This window comes from Nonomuraea sp. NPDC049655 (assembly GCF_044465465.1).
Taxonomy (GTDB): domain Bacteria; phylum Actinomycetota; class Actinomycetes; order Streptosporangiales; family Streptosporangiaceae; genus Nonomuraea.
In genome coordinates this window covers 704925-722731 of sequence record NZ_JBITLS010000002.1, presented here as the reverse complement: position 1 = coordinate 722731, position 17807 = coordinate 704925, and the positions used below count along the sequence as shown (strand labels likewise).

Genomic DNA, 17807 nt, shown 5'->3' with positions numbered 1-17807 from the left:
ATACCGGTATAGTTATCGCGCCGAGGGCTGGGAGGCCGCTGTGATCACGCTCAAGACCGCCGGGGAGATCGACGCCATGCGGGAGGCGGGCCGTGTCGTGGCCAACGTGCACGCCGCCGTCAAGGAGCGGGCCGCCGCCGGGGTGTCGCTGCTGCAGCTCGACGAGGTGGCCCGCGAGGTCATGCACGAGGCCGGGGCGCGGTCGTCGTTCCTCGGCTACCACCCGTCGTTCGGGGCCATGCCGTACCCGGGGGTGGTGTGCACGTCCGTGAACGGGGTCATGCTGCACGGGTTGCCCACGCCGTACCGGCTGCGCGAGGGCGACGTGCTGAGCGTGGACTTCGGCGCGCACATCGACGGCTGGCACGCCGACGGCGCGGTCACCTTCACCGTCGGGCCCGGCCGCGCCGAGGACCTCAAGCTCATCCGGGTGGCCGAGGAGACGCTGGCGGCGGGCATCGCGGCCGCCGTGCCGGGCGGCCGGATGGGCGACATCGGGCACGCGATGTCGCTGGTCGGCCGCGGCGCCGGCTATGGCATGCAGAACGACTTCGGCGGCCACGGCATCGGCCGGGCCATGCACGAGTCGCCGTTCGTGCCCAACGAGGCCCGCCCCGGACGCGGCCTGCGGCTGCGCCCCGGACTGGTGATCGCGATCGAGCCGAGCCTGATGGCGGGCGGCGACGACGAGTACGTCATGGCCGAGGACGGGTGGTCGGTGTGCTCCGGCGACGGCAGCAGGAGTGCCCACGTCGAGCACACGGTGGCCATCACCGCGGACGGCCCGGTGGTTCTCACCCTCCCTTGACGCCTCCTGTCAGCGCGTGGTCACGACCGGCCCGGATATTCCTCTGCCGCGTACACCGATCGGTCAAGAAGGGTGAGCTGTGTCACCCCTTCCCCCAAGCCGCGTATTTGCGCAGGTAAAGACAGAAATAGCGGCGTTTGTTGAAAGAGGGCCTAGGGCAAATCTCCTCCCGATAGCTACGGAGAGTAGTCGATAGGTATCAAGGAGAATCGATATGTTCAGACAAGGGCTCATCCTGGCCGGGCTCGTCGGCGGGATGGTCATGGTCGGCGGCTCCGCTCTAGCGGCGACCCCTCACATGGCCTTCGTCCCTCACTCCGACGAGGACCCGGGCCGGGTTCTCTTCGTCTGCGGTGACGAGAACATCTTCGCCCGTGGCGAGGTCGACAACAGCACCAGCGGCGTGCTCGTCCTCGAGACCGGCGACATCCTGAGCCAGATCCTCGGCATCAAGAGCAAAGACACGAAGTGCGCCGTCAGCTGAAGTAATTCCTCAGCGGCTGAACTGCACGACTAAGGGGCCTGTCCACCGGGGCAGGCCCCTTTGTCGTGCCCTTTTCCAGCTCCCGTACGGAAAGCCGAAGGTTCGGGCCGGGCTCTGCCGGAGGGGGCGGGCCCGGCCGCGGTCCGGTGTGCGGGGGGACGTGCGGCGCGGGCCCGCCGGGAGGGGAGCGTGCCGGGCATGCGGTGGGACGACCGGCTTGGGGGTGGGGGCCGGCGACGGCCCGGCGCTCCCGGGGTCAGGGGTTCGCCACGGCGTTGAATCCGCATTCTGGCGCGCCCGTGTCGGCTATGTAGTGAAAATGCGGACTATATCTGGTGCTCCAGGTGATCGGATCGTGATGACCATCCTGTCGAGCCGGGTGAACCGCGGCGGCCCACCGGGCATCCGGAGGCCGCCGCTCGTCGAAGGGTCAGCGCTGCTTGTCTTCCCCGCGTCCGGACGCAGCCGCCGGTCGAAGGGTCAGCGCCGCCGGTCGAAGGGTCAGCGCCGCCGGTCCGCCCCCCGCAGGGAGGTCGCCGGAGGCGTTCACCGGTTCGTCAGCACTGGGCCGGCTTCAGCCACGAGCACTCCAGGTCGCCCGCCGTGCCCTGGTCGGCGGCCTTGAGCTGGGCGGTGACGTCGGTCGCCGTCGCCCGCGAGAACTGCGCGAGCCGTACGGCGATCTTGTCCTCGATGTCCTTCGGCGAGCCGGACAGGTACTGGTTCAGCATGATCGAGAAGATCAGCGGCTCGCCCTCGGCGCTGGTCACGTAGCCGGACAGCGAGGTCACGCCGGTCAGCGAGCCCGTCTTGGCGTGCACGTTGTTCGCCGCGGGGGTGTTCCGCATCCGGCTGCGCAGCGTGCCGCCGGTGAGACGGTCGGCGTTGCCGGCGATGGGCAGGGCCTCGTACCAGGTGTTGAACCACGGCTTGGTCCGTACGGCGGTCAGGAGCTGGACGATCGAGCCCGGCGAGAAGCCGTCGCGGCGCGACAGGCCCGAGCCGTCCCGCATGTTGATCACCTGGACGCCGTTGGCCTTCGCGAAGTCCGTGGCGACCTTCAGTCCGGCCGACCAGGTGCCCTGGTTCGCGGCCTTGCGGCCCATGGCCTTGGTGAGGATCTCGGCGTGCATGTTGTTGCTCAGCTTCAGGAACGGCACCAGCAGCTCGCTCAGAGGCATCGAGTCGTGCCTGGCCAGCTCGGCCGCCCCGGCGGGAGCCGCGCCCGTCGCCGTCGGGCCGAGCACCCGTACGCCGTGCGCGGCCAGCGCCTTGCGGAACAGCGAGGACACGTAGGCCGTGGGGTCGTCCACCGCGACCCACTCCTGGTACGGGTCGGCGACCGTGCCGGTGATCACGACCGTCCGCGTGCCGTGCTGCCGCTCGATGAGGACGTCGGTCTCGGCGCCCACGGTGGCCTTGTTGACGATCTTCAGGTAGTCGGTCGCCGGGGTCGTCGAGACCTTGACCTGTCCCCCGTCCGCCTCGACCGAGACGATCACCGAACCGGCGTCGTAGTCGCGGTCGGGGGAGGCGGTCAGCGCGGAGATCGGCGCCGCGTAGTAGGCGGTCTCGTCGTCCCAGGCCCAGTCGGTGCCGAGCCGCTGGCCGTCGAACCAGGTGTCGTCGGCGATCAGCTTGCCCGTGACGACCTTGACGCCGGCCGCCGCGACCTTGGCCGCCAGCGCGTCGTAGTCCTCGGCGAGCATGGTCGGGTCGCCGGTGCCGCGCAGCACGAGGTCGCCGGTGAGCACCGAGCCGACCTTGCGGCCGGCGTTCAGCACGGTGGTCGGGAAGCGGTAGTCCAGGCCGAGCGTCTCCACCGCCGCCGCCGAGGTGAACAGCTTGGTGTTGGACGCCGGGGTCAGCAGCTTGCCGGCGTCGGTGGCGTAGAGCTGCTCGCCGTTCGCGGCGCTCTTCACGACGACGCCCGCCCTGGCGATCGTGAGCCGGGAGTCGCCGAGGATCTGGTTGATGTCCTGGGTCAGGTCGGCCACGCCGGGCGAGGGGTCGAGGGCGACCGCCGGTGTGGAGGGGCCGGACGCCCACGCGAGTGCCGCGACGAGCGTGCCCGCGAGGAGGGAGGCTGAGGTGCGCCGCATGTGGTCTCCAAGGGACTGGGGGATCGCATGTGAGCATGAATCAGCGCAGTCGCCGTGTAATCCGCAAATATCCGTATTTCTGAAGCCGGCTCGGCGCGGGACGCGGGGGAGGGGGGAGAAGGAAGCCGGGGTTCAGGAGGAGGGTTGGCCGGAGGCGAGGAGGAAGCCGCAGTCGCCGAAGGAGATCTCGTCGCCCGACTTGACCCGGACGGGCCCCACCAGCCGCCACCCGTTGAGCCGGGTGCCGTTGAGTGAGCCGAGATCGACCAGCAGCCAGCCGCCGTCGCCCTCCCGCCGCAGCTCGGCGTGCACGCGCGACACCGTCAGGTCCGACAGGACGAGGTCGCAGGCCGACCCCCGGCCCACGACGTAACGCAGCCGGTCGTCGTCCGGCAACGCCAGCCGGGGCAGCCGCGGCCGCCGCCAGGCCGCCTGCAACCGGGTGGTGAGTTCCGACACCGACGAGACGGCGTCCGTCAGCCGCTGCCTGATCGTGGGCCGGCGCGGCAGGTCGGCGACCAGCTCGTCGAGCTCGTGCTGGTTGCGCGCCCGCAGCGCCTGGTCGACGCGGCCGACGAAGGTGTCGTGGGAGATCCGGCCCTCCACGGCCCGGTGCTTGAGCTCGTCGATCGCGCGGTCGCGTTCCCCGTCTGAGGCGCGGAACGGCGGCTGGGTGGAGCTCATGTCCCGAGTATCGGCCTGAACGGCGTTCCGTGTCCAGAATACGCGGATCAGTTGCGATGGCCATACTCAGTATGCATACTCAGTATCCATGTCGATCAGACACGGACTGCTCGCCCTGCTGAGCAGCGCGCCGCGTTACGGCTATCAGCTCCGGGTGGAGTTCGAGGCGTCGACGGGGGCGACCTGGCCGCTCAACATCGGCCAGGTCTACACGACGCTCGCCCGCCTGGAACGTGACGGCCTGGTGGCGCCGGGTGGAGCCGACGAGCAGGGCAGGGCCGTCTACACGATCACCGAGGCCGGTCGGGAGGAACTGGAGCGATGGTTCAGCACCCCCGTCGACCACTCCGACCGGCCTCGGGACGAACTCGCCATCAAGATCGCGATGGCCGTCGCCGCCACCGACGTGGACGTGGGCGCGGTCATCCTGGCCCAGCGAATGGCGACCATGCGCACGCTGCAGGACCTGACCAGGGCCAAGAGGGCCGCCGGTGACGGCCTCGCCCAGCGGCTCGTCCTGGAATCGATGATCTTCAAGGCCGAGGCCGAGCAGCGCTGGCTCGACCACTGCGAGGCCGTTGTCAAGGAGAAGAAGCAATGACTGTGGTGGAGCTGCGGGACGTTACCCGCGAGCACGGCCAGGTGCACGCCCTGCGCGGCGTGAGCCTGGAGGTGGCACAAGGGGAGCTCGTCGCGGTCATGGGCCCGTCGGGCTCGGGGAAGTCGACGCTGCTCAACCTGGCCGGCGGCCTCGACCGGCCCACGTCGGGCACGGTCCTGATCGAGGGCCGCGACCTGGCCGGGGTCCGTGACCTGGCCGCGCTGCGACGCGGCAGCGTCGGGTACGTCTTCCAGGACCTCAACCTGATCCCGTCCCTGACGGCCGCCGAGAACGTGATGCTGCCCAGGGAACTGGACGGCGTCCGCGCCGGCCAGGCCCGCCGGGAGGCGCTGGCCGTCCTGGCCGACGTGGGCGTCGACCAGATCGCCGACCGGTTTCCCGAGGAGCTGTCCGGCGGCCAGCGTCAGCGCGTGGCCATCGCCAGGGCGCTGGTCGGCGAACGGCGGCTGCTGCTGGCCGACGAGCCGACCGGCGCGCTCGACACGGCCACCGGCGACGAGATCCTGCACCTGCTGCGCAACCGCTGCGACGAGGGCGCGGCGGTGCTGCTGGTCACCCACGAGCCGCGCTACGCGGCTTGGGCGGACCGGGTGGTCTACCTGCGGGACGGACTGATCGCCGAGGCGTCGGCGGTGCGGATGGAGAGCTCGCGATGAGCGCCTTCCTCGCCGCCCTGCGGATCTCCCGCAGGGACGCGTCGCGCTTCAAGGGCCGCAGCGCCCTGATCATGGTGATGATCGGCCTGCCCGTCCTGGTGATCACGGCGGTGCTCACCGGCGCCGCCACGACCAGCGTCACCCCGAAGGAGCGGGCGGTCACGCGCTTGGGGGCGGCCGACGCCCGCCTGATCACCTTCCCGTACCGCACCCCGGTCCGGCAGGACTACAGCGGGGACTCCGCGTACCAGCCGAAGAGCGGCACCTCACAGCGGCCGTGGACGCCCGCGGAGATCAACACGCTGCTCCCCGGCCGCCTGCTGCGCTACCAGACGAGCCTGGTCAACGTCCGGCTGCCCGACGGCTTCAACCAGGCGGACGTCGTGGAGGTCGATCTGCGCGACCCCATGACGGCCGGGATGCGCACCCTGGAGCAGGGCCGCTACGCCGCCGCGCCCGGCGAGGTGGCGATCTCGCCGAAGATGGCCGACCTGGGCGTCCGGGTGGGCGACACGCTCACCTTGCGGCGGCCGGACCGCACCGTGAAGGTGGTCGGCGTCGCCGCGAACCCCAACCGGCCCGGCATCCTGGAACTGGCCGCCCTGCCCGAGGGTGTGCTCGTCCACCAGAACGACGGCAACAGCAGCGGCTGGCTGGTCGACACCGCCGGTCCGGTCCTGCGGTCGAAGGTGTCGCAGCTCAATGACGCGGGCCTCGGCGTCACCTCCCGCGCGGTGCTCGACGCCCACAAGGACGACTCCCGTGGGAACCCGGACGACGCGCGCGCCCTGGTCCAGCTCGGCGTGGTCATCGTGCTCGTCGTCATGGAGACCGTGCTGCTGGCCGGCCCGGCGTTCGCCGTGGGGCTGCGGCGGCGGCGCAGGGAGCTGGCGGTGATCTCCGCGCAGGGCGGCTCGGCCCGGCACCTGCGCCTGATCGTGCTGGCCGACGGCCTGGTGCTCGGCGGCGCGGCGGCCGTGCTCGGGGTCGTCCTGGGCATCGGCCCCGGCCTGCTCGTCGAGTCGGTCGCGGCCAGGGAACTGGACTGGTCGCACGGGCCGGCCGACGTGCCGTGGCTGCCGGTGCTCGGCGTGGCGGCGCTCGGCCTGGTCAGCGGACTGATCGCGGCGATCGTGCCCGCGGTGCAGGCGAGCCGGCAGAACACCGCGCAGGTCCTGGCCGGCCGGGCCGCGCAGGTCCAGGGTCGGGCCCCGCGTCCCGTGCTCGGGATCGTGCTGGTGGCGGCCGGGCTGGGCGCGATCGGATACGCCATGACCAGGGGCACGGTGACGATGATCGCGGCCTTCGTGCCGTTCGTGTTCGGCATGGTGGCGTTGACGCCGTGGCTGGTCCAGGCCACCTCGCGGATCGCCGCCCGGCTGCCGCTCCCGCTGCGCCTGTCCGTGCGCGACGCCGCGCGCCACCGCGTCCGTACGGCCTCGGCCACCGCCGCCGTCATGGCGGCGACCATGGCGGTGGTCGCGCTCGGCATCGGCAGCAGCAGCGCGTACACCCAGCAGGAGGAGCAGAGCGTCACGGTGTTCCCGCTGGGCACCACGGTGATCGGCGGCGCCACGGAGGTGGACGGCCAGACGTGGGCCAGGCTGAAGGACGCCGTCCGCGCCCGCTTCCCCGGCACCGACATCGTCACCGGGCACGAGGCGACGGACGCCAAGGGCCGGGACCTCTGGTTGACCGTGCCGCGGACGTGCGAGCCGGCATGCGCGCAGCGGTTCTACGACCAGCCGCCGATCGGCGGGGCGGACCTGCTCGCCTTCCTTCAGAAGCGCCGGGACCCGCAGGCGGCCGCCGCGCTGGCGGCGGGCAAGGCCGTGGCGTTCAGCACGGACGTGGTGAGCGACGGCACGATCGAGCTGACCGTGAGCGACTGGGACTCCGACACCATCAAGGAGCGCAAGCGGATCCGGATCCCGGCCGTGGTGTCGAGCGGCGCCGACCCCCGGCAGGCGGGCGCCGTGATCCCGCCGCAGGCGCTGGCCAAGGCCGGCCTCGGCACGGTCGAGCGGGTGCTCTACACCGCGTCCCCGCCGCAGGACGAACGGCGCATGGAGGCCGATCTGCGGGGCGAGGTGAACGGCAACCTGTACCTCAACGTCAAGCGGGGGAAGGCGGAGGACCGCGCCTTCGCCCTGCTGGTGCTGCTCGGCGCGGCGCTGGTCCTGGTGCTCGGGGGCACGTTCGCGGCCACCGGGCTGGCGGCGGCCGACATGCGTCCCGACCTGAACAACCTGTCGGCGGTCGGCGCGGCGCCGCGGGTGCGCAGGCTGGTGGTGGCCGCCCAGGCCGCCTACATCGCGGGCCTGGGCGCGGTGGTCGGCCTCGTCGCCGGCGCGGTGGCCGGTGTCGCGCTGACCTGGCCGATGACCAGGATGGGCGCCGGCGGCATGCGCACGCTGCTGGATGGGCCGGGCACGATCGACGTGCCCTGGTCGTTCCTGGCCGTGGTCGTGCTGGGCCTGCCGCTGGTGGCGGCCCTGGTGGCCGGTCTGTTCACCCGGACACGCCTGGTGCTGGCCCGTCGGGTGGCCTGAGCCGGTACCGCAGCGTCACCAGCACGGACAGGAAGATGATCAGCGCCGGGACCGCGGTCTGCCCGACGAGGACCGCGGTCACGGCGCTGTCCGGTTGCTGGACGGGCGTGCTCGCGTCGGACTCGACGAACCCGCCGATCGACAGGATGACCCCGAAGATCAGCGCTCCGAACGAGCTGACGCCGCTCTCGATGGCCGTCCACAGCCCGGTCAGCACGCCGGCCCGCCGCTTGCCCGACTCGGCGGCGTCGGCGGCGACCACGTCGGCCAGCATCGAGAACAGCATGAGCTCGACCCCGGCGATGCCGATGCCGACGAGCAGGATGGTCAGGTGGGCGTACAGGGGGCCGAACAGCGGGGTCGCCATGGCCGCCGCCGTGCCGCCGCCGAACAGCAGCGCGGCCAGGATCATCGCGCCGCGCTTGTCGAAGCGCCGGGCCAGCCACACCCACAGCGGCATGGTCAGCAGCATCGGCCCGACCAGCGCGGCGAAGAGCGTCTGCGTGCTCTTCGGCGACCCCAGCGTGTACGACGCGAAGTACGGCGCCGCGGCCAGCATCATGCTGACGGCGAGCATCTGCAGGCAGGCCATGACGGTCAGCCACAGGAACGCCCGGTTGCCCCTGATCGCCGCGAGCTGCTCGCGCCACCCGCCGTGGTCGGCCTCCGGCGCGCCGGTCATCGGGGCGCGGGCGGTGCCGAAGAACGAGCCGAGCATCGAGGCCAGCAGGATGAGGGCGATCGTCAGGCCCATCAGCCGGTAGCTGCCGAGCGTGCCCTCATCGCCCTGACCGGTGGCGATCATCGGGGCCAGCACGCCGCTGATCGCGGTGGCCGCGCCGATGAAGACCATCCGCCACTGCAGCAGCGAGGTGCGCTCGTGGTAGTCGTCGGTCATCTCGCCGGGCATGGCCTTGTACGGCACCTCGTACAGCGCGTACGCGGTCGCCGTCGCCATGAAGCAGAGCCCGACGTACAGGGCGGCCGGGACCCCGGTCAGCGGCGGCCCGGCGAAGACGAGGAAGAACGCGACGGGCAGCGTCAGCGACCCGGCCAGCAGCCAGGGGCGGCGCGGCCCCATCCGCGAGACGGTCCGGTCCGACCAGCGGCCGACCAGCGGGTTGATGATCAGGTCCCATACCTTGGGCGCGGTGACCACCACGCCGGCCAGCCACGCGGGCACGGCCAGGAAGTTGGTCATGTAGTACAGCAGGAGCAGGCCGGGCACGGCGCTGACCGTGGCCGTGCAGAACGAGCCCACGCCGTAGCCGAGGCGCACGCCCCTGGAGACCGTGGGCGCGCTCACCGGCGATGTGATCATGAGGCCCATTCAAGCCGAGCGAGGGCTTGTTCGGTAGGGCCCAGTTTCCCGGGCCCCACCGGATCACTCCCGCGCGCCTGCCGTTCCCCGCACGCCGGGCTCCACACCCATGCCGGGCTCCACACCGGTGCCGGGCTACTCGCGTACGCCGGCTACTCGCGCACGTTGGCGCAGACCACGTGCGCGCCGATCTCGATCATCCGGCGCTCGCTGCGCGCGTCGGCGACCCTGGCCATGAGGATCGGCGCGCCGCTGGCCGCGAACTGCGGCAGGCGGGCGCGTACCAGGCGGTGCAGGTCGCGGACGACGTCCTCGGCGGCCGACATGTGCACCTTGACGTGCAGCATGATCCCGGTCGCCCCGGACGCGGTGCCGGCCTCGGAGATCCACACGTGGTGCACGAGCGGGAAGTCGCCCAGCAGTTGCGCGATGGCCTGCCGCAGCGCCGGCAGGATCGGGTGCGTGCACCGGCGGTAGCCGGGGTCCACCTGCTGCATCGGCCCCGACAGGTGGGGCCGGGGCGCGGGGACCCACGGCAGCGCGGGCGCCTGCGGGGTGGGCGGGGCCACCTGCGCCAGCGCGGGCACGCGCGAGACGGTTGCCATGGCGCCGGTCGCGTAGGCGGCGGGCGCCGCCCCCGACAGCACGGGTGTGGGCCCCGAACGCGTGCCGGTGAGGAAGCGTTGGAGATCGTCGATGGGCACGGCCGCGGCTGCGGGGCCCGCGGCGTCGATCACGATCTCCGGCACGCCGGTGACGCGCTGGATGTCCAGGATGGTGTCGGCGTCGCACACCGACAGGGAATGGCTGCCGCGGTGCCTGGCGTAGGTAGCAGGGCTGGTGTACCCGAGCAGAACCCGGTCACCCGCCTGGGTCGTCCCAAGGACGACCGATCGATCTGGTCGCACTGCCACCAGGACTCCACCGTCGGCGAGGGCCGCCAGCAGGCGATGAGGCATGCCATGCTGTGCGAGCACGTCGGCAAGCGCAGGATTCCCGATGCTCATATGACGAACCATAGGTAGTCGGCCACGGCTTATCAGGCTAATGGCCAATAAATCCCCCGATCAAGACAAAGATGTGTGCAGAGTGGATGACTTTGCTGCCGCCTGGGTACCGGAGCCGCGTCCAGGGCGTCGCGACGCCGAGCGGGGCCGTCTCAAATCGTGGGTCCCTCGTGAACGCGTTCACAAGCGCGGATAGACTCTGAGGGATCCGAGGGGCCCAGCGACGTGTCCCTCCAGCCCGCCGCATGCCCCTAAGGATCCACGCCTGTGAACAAGCCCGTCGTTCTGGTCGCAGAGGAGCTGTCCGAGGCCGGCCTCGCCGTGCTCGGCGCCGATTTCGAGGTCCGCCACACCGACGGAGCGGACCGTTCCCAGCTTCTGCCCGCCCTCGCCGACGTGGACGCCCTGATCGTGCGCTCCGCCACGCAGGTCGACGCCGAGGCCATCGCCGCCGCGCCGAAGCTGCGCGTGGTCGCCCGCGCCGGCGTCGGCCTCGACAACGTCGACGTCGAGGCCGCCACCAAGGCCGGTGTCATGGTCGTCAACGCGCCGACCTCCAACATCACCAGCGCCGCCGAGCAGACCATCGCGCTCATCCTGGCCAGCGCCCGCAACACCGCCCAGGCCCACGCGGCGCTGAAGAACGGGGAGTGGAAGCGCTCCAAGTACACCGGCGTCGAGCTGGACGAGAAGGTCGTCGGCATCCTCGGCCTCGGCAAGATCGGCCAGCTCGTGGCCCAGCGGCTCCAGCCGTTCGGCGTCGAGCTGATCGCCTACGACCCCTACCTGCCGCCGGCCCGCGCCGCGCAGATGGGCGTCAAGCTGCTCAGCCTCGAAGAGGTGCTCAAGCAGGCCGACTTCATCACCGTGCACCTGCCGAAGTCGAAGGAGACCCTCGGGCTCATCGGCGACAAGGAGCTGCACGAGGTCAAGCCGTCCGTGCGGATCATCAACGTGGCCCGCGGCGGCATCGTGGACGAGGCCGCGCTCTACTCGGCGATCAAGGAGGGTCGCGTCGCGGGCGCCGGCCTCGACGTGTTCGCCAAGGAGCCGTGCACCGACAGCCCCCTGTTCGAGCTGGACCAGGTCGTCGCCACGCCGCACCTCGGCGCCTCCACGCACGAGGCCCAGGAGAAGGCCGGCACGCAGGTCGCGCGGAGCGTGAAGCTGGCGCTGGCGGGCGAGTTCGTGCCCGACGCGGTCAACGTCCAGGGCGGCGCGGTGGCCGAGGACGTCAAGCCGGGCCTGCCGCTGGCCGAGAAGCTGGGCCGGGTGTTCACCGCCCTGGCCGGTGAGGTCGCCACCAAGCTCGACGTCGAGGTCCGCGGCGAGATCGCCTCCCAGGACGTGCGGGTCATCGAGCTGGCCGCGCTCAAGGGCGTGTTCGCCGACGTGATCGAGGAGCAGGTCACGTACGTCAACGCGCCGCTGCTGGCCAAGGAGCGGGGCATCAGCGTGGAGCTGGTGACCAGCTCCGAGAGCCCCGACTGGCGCAACGTGGTGACCGTGCGCGGCGTGCTCGCCGACGGCCGCCAGATCTCGGTCTCCGGCACGCTGTCCGGCCCCCGGCAGATCACGAAGATCGTCGAGGTCAACGGCTACGAGATGGAGATCGAGCCGACGGCCCACCTGTCGTTCTTCGCCTACACCGACCGTCCCGGCGTCGTCGGCGTGGTCGGGCGGCTGCTCGGCGAGGCCGGCGTGAACATCGCCTCGATGCAGGTGGCCCGCGACGTCAAGGGCGGCAAGGCGCTCATCGCGCTGACCGTCGACTCGGCCATCCCGGCCGCCGTGATCGACCAGATCGCGGCCGAGATCGGCGCCGAGAGCGGCCGTTCGGTCGACCTGGAGGACTGACCTCGCGACCTGAGGACTGAGCCCCCGATCCGGGGGAAGGCCGTCACCTGGACCGTTCCGGGTGGCGGCCTTTTCTTGTCTCAGAATGCGAGATAGTAGGACATCCAACGAGACAGCGAGACAGCCGCCGGGTACCGTGGATGGAAATGCGCCAGGTTCTCGTACTCATTACCTGCCGCGGCGGGGCCTGTTAGGGCAGGCCGACGACCCGCCGCGGTGAGTGGTGATGCCGTCGGCCGGTCAGTCCCTTCCCTTCGCCCGGTCCGTGACCCGGACCCGCGAGAGCAGGCCCGGTCGGATTCGCGACCGGGGTCCGACGCCCTCTTTTCTGGAACGCGCCAGCGAAACGAGATGAGCGACATGTACGAGATGTACGCCTGGAACCGTACCGAAGAGAACGAGAACGAGGCCGCTGAGGCCCTGCAGACCGCCCTCGACCGCAGGGACAACGGCGGCGCCCCCCAGAACTCCGCCCGGTAGCGCCGCCCTCAGGCCCGCGCCGCGGCGTGGGCCAGGGCGAGCGCGCCGAGCAGCGGCGCGTCGTCCGTGAACCGGCCGGGCCGGATCTCCGGCGGGAACGGCACGGCGCGCCGCACCTCCCCGGCCAGCCTGGGCACGATCAGCCCGGCCGCGCCCATCATGCCGCCGCCCACGACCAGCACCTCGGGGTCGAGGGTGACGCACAGGTTCGCCACGGTCATGGTCAGCACCGACAACGCCTGCGCCACCAGCTCCGCCAGCGGCCCGGAACGCGCGGCGAGCACCTCCTCCGCCGTGGTCGCGCGGCCGAGCAGCGCGCCGCCCCTGGCCGCCAGCCCGGCGCCGGAGACGAGTTCCTCCAGCGGCACCCGCCCGTCGGCGAAGGCCGCCTGCCCCGGCGTGACCTGGAGGTAGCCGATCTCGCCCGCCGCGCCGTGCGCGCCGGGCACCACCCGGCCGCCGACCACCAGGGCCGCCGCCAGGCCGGTGCCGAGGTTGAGATAGACGCCCGTGGAGACGCCGCGCAGCGCGCCCCACCGCAGCTCGGCCGCCGCCGCCGCGTTCACGTCGTTGTCGATGGCCACCGGCGTCGCGCCGAACTCCTCGCGCAGCAGTTTGGGCAGCTCCAGCCCCTCCCAGCCGGGCACGTTCGGCGCCAGGCGCACTACGCCGTCCCTGATCACCCCGCAGGTGGAGAAGCCGACCGCGGCCGGCCGCCCGTCCAGGGCGCGGGCCGCGGCGAGGGCCCGGACGAGCGTGTCCGGGCCGGTCTCCAGCCGGGTGCGGCCGGCGACCACGGGCCCGTCGGAGCCCGAGACCCCGATCGCGACCTTGGTCCCGCCGACGTCGATGCCCAGGACCCGGCTCACCGGGCGGCGCCCCTGCGGGCCAGCGAGTCGATCGCCACCGCCAGGGCCAGCACGCCGGCCGTCACCATGAACCGGACGGAGGAGTCCACGCTCAGCAGGTACATGCCGCTGGTGATCGACTGGATGACCAGCACCCCGAGCAGCGCGGCGTAGGCCCGTCCCCGTCCGCCGAACAGGGACGTGCCGCCGATGACCGCCGTGGCGATGGCCATGAGCAGGATGTCGCTGCCGCCCGACCCCTGGTTGACCGCCGACAGCCGGCTGGCGGCCAGCACGCCGCCCGCCGCCGCCAGCGTCGAGGCCAGCACGAACGCCAGGATCCTGATCCTGGTCACGTTGATGCCCGCGCGCCTGGCGGCCTCGGCGTTGCCGCCGACGGCGTACAGGTGGCGGCCGAACGCGGTGTGCCGCAGGACCAGGTCGAGCAGGACCACCAGTGCGCCGAAGAGCACCAGCAGCAGCGGCACGCCGCGGTCGGCCGACATGACCGCCACCGCCGCGCCGAGCACGACCGCCAGCCCGCCCGCCGTCACGGGGACCTGCCAGGCCGGCGCCACGGGCAGCCCGGCGGCCAGCCGTGCCCGCCTGGCCAGCGTGGCGATCGCGGCGTGACCGCCGGCCAGCCCGATCACCAGTGCCCAGGACAGCCATCCCGGCAGCCAGGTGTCGCTCAGCCCCGAGATGAACCCGTTGAACGGCAGGTTGATCGTCCCGCCCTGGCGCAGCAGGTAGAGCAGCAGCCCGAGCCAGCCCATCAGCCCGGCCAGCGTGACCACGAACGACGGCATGCGCAGCTTGGTCAGCATGAGCCCGTGCAGCAGCCCGATCGCCGCGCCGGCCGCCAGCGCGAGCAGGATGGCCAGCAGGGCGTTCCAGCCCTGCTTGACGTGCGCGATCGTCATGATCGTGGCGCACAGGCCGCTGACCGAGCCGGCCGACAGGTCGATCTCGCCGAGCAGCAGCACCATGATGACGCCGAGCGCGATCGTGCCCGTGGCGGCCATCTGGAGTGCCAGGTTGGTGAGGTTCTCGGGCGACAGGAAACGCTCGTTGAGCGTGCTGAACACGATCGTGATCGCCACCAGGCCGCCGACCACCGGCCAGGCGCCGGCCTCTCCCTGGCGCAGCCGTCCGGTCACCGTGATCGGCATCGCCGTCATTCGCCCGCTCCTGTGATCGCGGCCACGATCTCCTCGCGGGAGGCCTCGGCCGTACGGAACTCACCGGCGTTGCGTCCGAGACGCAGCACCACCACCCGGTCGCTCACCTCGCGCACGTCGGCGAGGTTGTGCGAGATGACCAGCACCGCGAGCCCGCGCTCGCGCAACCGCCGGATCAGCGCCAGCACCTGGGCCGTCTGCTCGACGCCGAGCGCGGCGGTCGGCTCGTCCAGGATGACCAGCCGGGGTTCGCCGAGCAGCGCCCTGGCGATGGCCACCGACTGCCGCTGGCCGCCCGACAAGGTCGACACCGGCACCCTGATGTCGCCGATGCGCACGTCGAGCTGGGCGAGCAGGTCGCGGGTCGCGCGTTCCATGCTCAGGTGGCGCAGCACCGACCAGCGGCGGCGTTCGGCGCCGAGGAACAGGTTGGCCACGACGTCGAGGTTCTCGCAGAGCGCGAGGTCCTGGTAGACGGTCGAGATGCCGAGCGCCTGCGCGTCGTGCGGGGTGGCGACGCGCACCGGCGCGCCGTCCACCGTGATCTGGCCCTCGTCCGGCACGACCGCGCCGGAGATGGTCTTGACCAGCGTCGACTTGCCCGCGCCGTTGTCGCCCATGAGCGCCACGACCTCGCCGGGACGCAGCTCCAGCCCTGCCCCGTCGAGCGCCCGCACCGCTCCGTACCGTTTGGAGATCCCGGTCGCCGCGATCATCTACTCGATGCCCGCCTTCGCGCAGGCGGCCTTGACCTCGGCCGTGCAGATCTGGTCGGCCTTGTAGAACCCGTCCTTCACGATGGTGTCCTTGATCTTGTCGGCGGTGACCGCGATGGGGTCGAGGAGGAAGGCCGGGATGTCGGCCGTGCCGTTGTTCACCTTGGAGGTGGCGGCGGGCTGCTCGCCCTTGGTCAGGGCGACGGCCAGCTCGGCGGCCTTCTCCGCCTCTCTCCTGATGTCCAGGTAGATGGTCATGTACTGCTCGCCGGTGAGGATGCGCTGCACGGCGGCCAGTTCGGCGTCCTGACCGGTGATGGGCGGCAGCTCCTTGTAGCCGGCGCGCTTCATGGCCGCGATGGCGCCGCCCGCCATGCCGTCGTTGGCCGACAGCACGCCGACGATCTGGTCCCGGCCGATGGCGGTGATCGCCTGCTCCATCTGCTGCTGCGCCTTGTCGGGGCTCCAGTCGGGGGTGTCGAACTCCCTGCCGACCTTGACCCTGCCGTCCAGGACGCTCTTGGCGCCCTTCTTGTAGTCGGCCGAGCTGGGGTCGGTGGGCGAGCCGTGGATCATCACGATCTGGCCCTTGGCCGTGGTGCCCTTGGCGTTCATGGCGTCGAGCAGCGCCTGACCCTGCATCTCGCCCACCCGTACGTTGTTGAACGAGACGTAGTAGGCGTAGTCGATCCCCGAGATCAGCCGGTCGTAGGCGACCACCGGGACCTTCTTCTGCCTGGCCTGGTTGACCAGGGGCGCGACCGCGTTGGCGTCCACGGCGTCCAGGACGAGCACGTCGGCGTCCTGGGTGAGCGCGGCCTCGACCTGTTGTTGTTGTTTGGCCGCGTCCTGCTCGGCGTTGCCGTAGATCACCTTGCAGGCGGGGCACAACGCCTTGACCTTGGCCTCGAACAGCGGGCGGTCGAAGGCTTCATATCGGGTGGTCTTGGATTCGGGGAGGAACAGGGCGATCGTCCCGCCCTGCCGCGGCCCGTCGGCCTGAGTGGCCGTCGTGCCGGTGGTGGTGCTGTTCCCGCAGGCGGCGGCCAGCAGGACCGCCGCCGCGGGGATGAGTCGCCAAGCTCGGTGCATCGCACTTCGTCCTCTCAGAAGATGCCCGCCCCCGCTTGGTAAGAAAGGTAGTTTACTATCAGGCGTGTTGGCTAGAGTGCACCTCGGAGGGAGGCCGGACATGCGACGCGACCTGGCGAATCCACGGCTGCTGCGGGTGCTCAACGAGCGCCGTCTGCTCGACCAGCTGCACGAGCACGGCCCCGCCTCGCGCGCCGACCTGGCCAAGAGCACCGGCCTGTCCAAGCCCACGGTCTCGGCCGCCCTGGCGGGGCTGGCCGAGGACGGCCTGGTCCACCTGGTGGGCGAGGTGTCCGGACGGCCCGGCCCGGTCTCCTCGCTGTACGACGTGAACGCCGCCTCGACCCACGTCGCCGGCATCGACATCGGCCGCGACTGGATCAGGGTGGCCGTGGCCGACCTGCGCGGCGCGTTCGCCGGGCGTACCGACGGCCGCAACACGGCCCGCACCTCGGCCGAGCTGGCCGAGCTGGTCGGCGAGCTGGCCGGGGCGGCGGCCCGCGAGGCCGAGGTCGAGTGGAGCTCGATCACCTGCGCGGTGGTGGGCTCACCCGGTGTGTACGACCCCGTGCGCGGCGGCCTCGACTTCGCCCCCAACCTGCCCGGCCCGCCTGACCTGGCCGACCGGTTGCACGCCGCCCTGGGCGTCGACCTCGTCATCGAGAACGACATCAACCTGGCCGCCGTCGGCGAGCACGTCCACGGGGCCGGGCAGGGCAAGGCCAACTTCGCCCTGGTGTCCATCGGCACCGGCGTCGGCATGGGCATCGTGATCAACGGCGAGCTGTACGTCGGGGCGCGGGGGGCGGCGGGCGAGGTCTCCTACATCCCGGCCGCCGAGGAACCCCCCGCCTCCGCCCCACCGACCGGCCCTTTCGCGGAAGACGCCGACCCCCTCAAGGGCGGGGCCGACTCCTTCGCGCACGACGCCGACCCCCTCAAGCGCGGGGCCGACTCCTTCGCGCACGACGCCGACCCCTTCACGCACGGGGCCACCGAGGCGGCCACCTCCGCGCCCGGTGTGGTGCGCGCCGCCCGGGCGGCGGGGCTGGAGCTGGAGACGGCGAGGGAGGTCTTCGCCGCCGCCGCCGAGGGGAACGCGGCGGCCAGATCGGTCGTGGAGGCCGAGGGCCGGCGCATCGGCGGGTTGCTGGTGGCCGTGGCCGCCGTGCTCGATCCGGAGGTGATCGTGCTGAGCGGGGGAGTGGGGCGCAACCTCGACCTGCTGGGCGCGTCCGTGGAGCGCCGCATCGCCGAGCTCGGGCCGCTGCGCCCGCGGGTGGTGGCCAGCGCGCTGGGCGACAGCGGCGTGCTGCTGGGCGCGGTCGCCCACGCCAAGTCCCGCGCCTGGGACCTCATCTTCGACGCCCGCAAACACTGACCCCCAGCCCCCGTCT

At 71.9% G+C, this 17807-nt stretch carries 16 protein-coding genes; 8 read left to right on the top strand and 8 right to left on the bottom strand.

Features of this window, described 5'->3' with window-relative positions; translation table 11 throughout:
* Positions 1-40: 40 nt before the first annotated feature.
* Entirely contained in the window at positions 41-808 is a 768-nt protein-coding gene (map, locus tag ACIBQ6_RS08755) for a type I methionyl aminopeptidase (RefSeq protein ID WP_364330509.1), read from the top strand.
* A 214-nt stretch (positions 809-1022) separates the two neighbouring features.
* Entirely contained in the window at positions 1023-1292 is a 270-nt protein-coding gene (locus ACIBQ6_RS08750) for a hypothetical protein (RefSeq protein ID WP_352318980.1), read from the top strand.
* A 557-nt stretch (positions 1293-1849) separates the two neighbouring features.
* Here ACIBQ6_RS08750 and dacB read toward each other — a convergent pair.
* Together dacB and ACIBQ6_RS08740 are read right to left on the bottom strand one after the other, a co-directional pair.
* Entirely contained in the window at positions 1850-3394 is a 1545-nt protein-coding gene (gene dacB, locus ACIBQ6_RS08745; RefSeq protein ID WP_397210792.1) for a D-alanyl-D-alanine carboxypeptidase/D-alanyl-D-alanine-endopeptidase, read from the bottom strand.
* Positions 3395-3526: 132 nt separating this feature from the next.
* The gene (locus tag ACIBQ6_RS08740; RefSeq protein ID WP_397210790.1) at positions 3527-4078 is read right to left on the bottom strand and encodes an FHA domain-containing protein; all 552 of its coding nucleotides are present in this window, start codon (positions 4076-4078) and stop codon (positions 3527-3529) included.
* Positions 4079-4166: 88 nt separating this feature from the next.
* Here ACIBQ6_RS08740 and ACIBQ6_RS08735 point away from each other — a divergent pair, with 88 nt between their 5' ends.
* Genes ACIBQ6_RS08735 through ACIBQ6_RS08725 form a run of 3 tightly spaced genes read left to right on the top strand, consistent with a single transcriptional unit; the run spans position 4167 to position 7908 of the window.
* A complete protein-coding gene (locus tag ACIBQ6_RS08735) occupies positions 4167-4679 on the top strand; it encodes a PadR family transcriptional regulator (RefSeq protein ID WP_397210788.1) in 513 nt (170 codons plus the stop codon).
* A complete protein-coding gene (locus ACIBQ6_RS08730) occupies positions 4676-5356 on the top strand; it encodes an ABC transporter ATP-binding protein (RefSeq protein ID WP_358288637.1) in 681 nt (226 codons plus the stop codon). Before ACIBQ6_RS08735 ends, ACIBQ6_RS08730 begins: the two co-directional genes overlap by 4 nt.
* Complete coding sequence (locus tag ACIBQ6_RS08725; RefSeq protein ID WP_397210786.1) at positions 5353-7908, top strand: FtsX-like permease family protein; 2556 nt, start codon at positions 5353-5355, stop codon at positions 7906-7908. Before ACIBQ6_RS08730 ends, ACIBQ6_RS08725 begins: the two co-directional genes overlap by 4 nt.
* On the opposite strand, the gene ACIBQ6_RS08720 is transcribed toward ACIBQ6_RS08725, so the two are convergent.
* The gene (locus ACIBQ6_RS08720) at positions 7868-9229 is read right to left on the bottom strand and encodes an MFS transporter (RefSeq protein ID WP_397164567.1); all 1362 of its coding nucleotides are present in this window, start codon (positions 9227-9229) and stop codon (positions 7868-7870) included. The genes ACIBQ6_RS08725 and ACIBQ6_RS08720 overlap by 41 nt on opposite strands.
* Before the next feature lie 152 nt (positions 9230-9381).
* Positions 9382-10206: a hypothetical protein gene (locus tag ACIBQ6_RS08715; RefSeq protein WP_358288628.1), complete on the bottom strand. Its 825-nt coding sequence runs from the start codon at positions 10204-10206 to the stop codon at positions 9382-9384.
* Positions 10207-10503: 297 nt separating this feature from the next.
* On the opposite strand from ACIBQ6_RS08715, the gene serA reads away from it, so the two are divergent.
* Both serA and ACIBQ6_RS08705 read left to right on the top strand, forming a co-directional pair.
* A complete protein-coding gene (gene serA / locus ACIBQ6_RS08710; RefSeq protein WP_352318994.1) occupies positions 10504-12093 on the top strand; it encodes a phosphoglycerate dehydrogenase in 1590 nt (529 codons plus the stop codon).
* A gap of 351 nt (positions 12094-12444) precedes the next feature.
* Entirely contained in the window at positions 12445-12573 is a 129-nt protein-coding gene (locus ACIBQ6_RS08705; RefSeq protein WP_352318996.1) for a hypothetical protein, read from the top strand.
* A gap of 8 nt (positions 12574-12581) precedes the next feature.
* Here the strand turns inward: ACIBQ6_RS08705 and ACIBQ6_RS08700 are convergent, their stop codons facing one another.
* The 4 genes from ACIBQ6_RS08700 to ACIBQ6_RS08685 are packed head-to-tail and all read right to left on the bottom strand — an operon-like array spanning position 12582 to position 16410.
* Positions 12582-13442: an ROK family protein gene (locus ACIBQ6_RS08700; RefSeq protein WP_397210784.1), complete on the bottom strand. Its 861-nt coding sequence runs from the start codon at positions 13440-13442 to the stop codon at positions 12582-12584.
* Entirely contained in the window at positions 13439-14602 is a 1164-nt protein-coding gene (locus ACIBQ6_RS08695) for a sugar ABC transporter permease (RefSeq protein WP_397210782.1), read from the bottom strand. Before ACIBQ6_RS08695 ends, ACIBQ6_RS08700 begins: the two co-directional genes overlap by 4 nt.
* Positions 14599-15318: an ATP-binding cassette domain-containing protein gene (locus tag ACIBQ6_RS08690; protein ID WP_352352201.1), complete on the bottom strand. Its 720-nt coding sequence runs from the start codon at positions 15316-15318 to the stop codon at positions 14599-14601. Before ACIBQ6_RS08690 ends, ACIBQ6_RS08695 begins: the two co-directional genes overlap by 4 nt.
* Complete coding sequence (locus tag ACIBQ6_RS08685; protein ID WP_358288620.1) at positions 15319-16410, bottom strand: sugar ABC transporter substrate-binding protein; 1092 nt, start codon at positions 16408-16410, stop codon at positions 15319-15321.
* A 100-nt stretch (positions 16411-16510) separates the two neighbouring features.
* Between ACIBQ6_RS08685 and ACIBQ6_RS08680 the strand changes: the two genes are divergently transcribed.
* Positions 16511-17791 (top strand): ROK family protein, encoded by a 1281-nt coding sequence (locus ACIBQ6_RS08680; protein ID WP_397210780.1) that lies wholly within the window; start codon positions 16511-16513, stop codon positions 17789-17791.
* Positions 17792-17807 lie beyond the last annotated feature (16 nt).

Bases quoted from the DNA above. Each gene is read 5' to 3' on its own strand.
- ACIBQ6_RS08750 (WP_352318980.1), top strand. From the start codon at position 1,023: ATGTTCAGACAAGGGCTCATCCTGGCCGGGCTCGTCGGCGGGATGGTC.
- ACIBQ6_RS08740 (WP_397210790.1), bottom strand. From the start codon at position 4,078: ATGAGCTCCACCCAGCCGCCGTTCCGCGCCTCAGACGGGGAACGCGAC.
- ACIBQ6_RS08735 (WP_397210788.1), top strand. From the start codon at position 4,167: ATGTCGATCAGACACGGACTGCTCGCCCTGCTGAGCAGCGCGCCGCGT.
- ACIBQ6_RS08690 (WP_352352201.1), bottom strand. From the start codon at position 15,318: ATGATCGCGGCGACCGGGATCTCCAAACGGTACGGAGCGGTGCGGGCG.
- ACIBQ6_RS08725 (WP_397210786.1), top strand. From the start codon at position 5,353: ATGAGCGCCTTCCTCGCCGCCCTGCGGATCTCCCGCAGGGACGCGTCG.
- ACIBQ6_RS08720 (WP_397164567.1), bottom strand. From the start codon at position 9,229: ATGATCACATCGCCGGTGAGCGCGCCCACGGTCTCCAGGGGCGTGCGC.
- ACIBQ6_RS08705 (WP_352318996.1), top strand. From the start codon at position 12,445: ATGAGCGACATGTACGAGATGTACGCCTGGAACCGTACCGAAGAGAAC.
- ACIBQ6_RS08730 (WP_358288637.1), top strand. From the start codon at position 4,676: ATGACTGTGGTGGAGCTGCGGGACGTTACCCGCGAGCACGGCCAGGTG.
- ACIBQ6_RS08685 (WP_358288620.1), bottom strand. From the start codon at position 16,410: ATGCACCGAGCTTGGCGACTCATCCCCGCGGCGGCGGTCCTGCTGGCC.
- ACIBQ6_RS08695 (WP_397210782.1), bottom strand. From the start codon at position 14,602: ATGACGGCGATGCCGATCACGGTGACCGGACGGCTGCGCCAGGGAGAG.
- dacB (WP_397210792.1), bottom strand. From the start codon at position 3,394: ATGCGGCGCACCTCAGCCTCCCTCCTCGCGGGCACGCTCGTCGCGGCA.
- ACIBQ6_RS08680 (WP_397210780.1), top strand. From the start codon at position 16,511: ATGCGACGCGACCTGGCGAATCCACGGCTGCTGCGGGTGCTCAACGAG.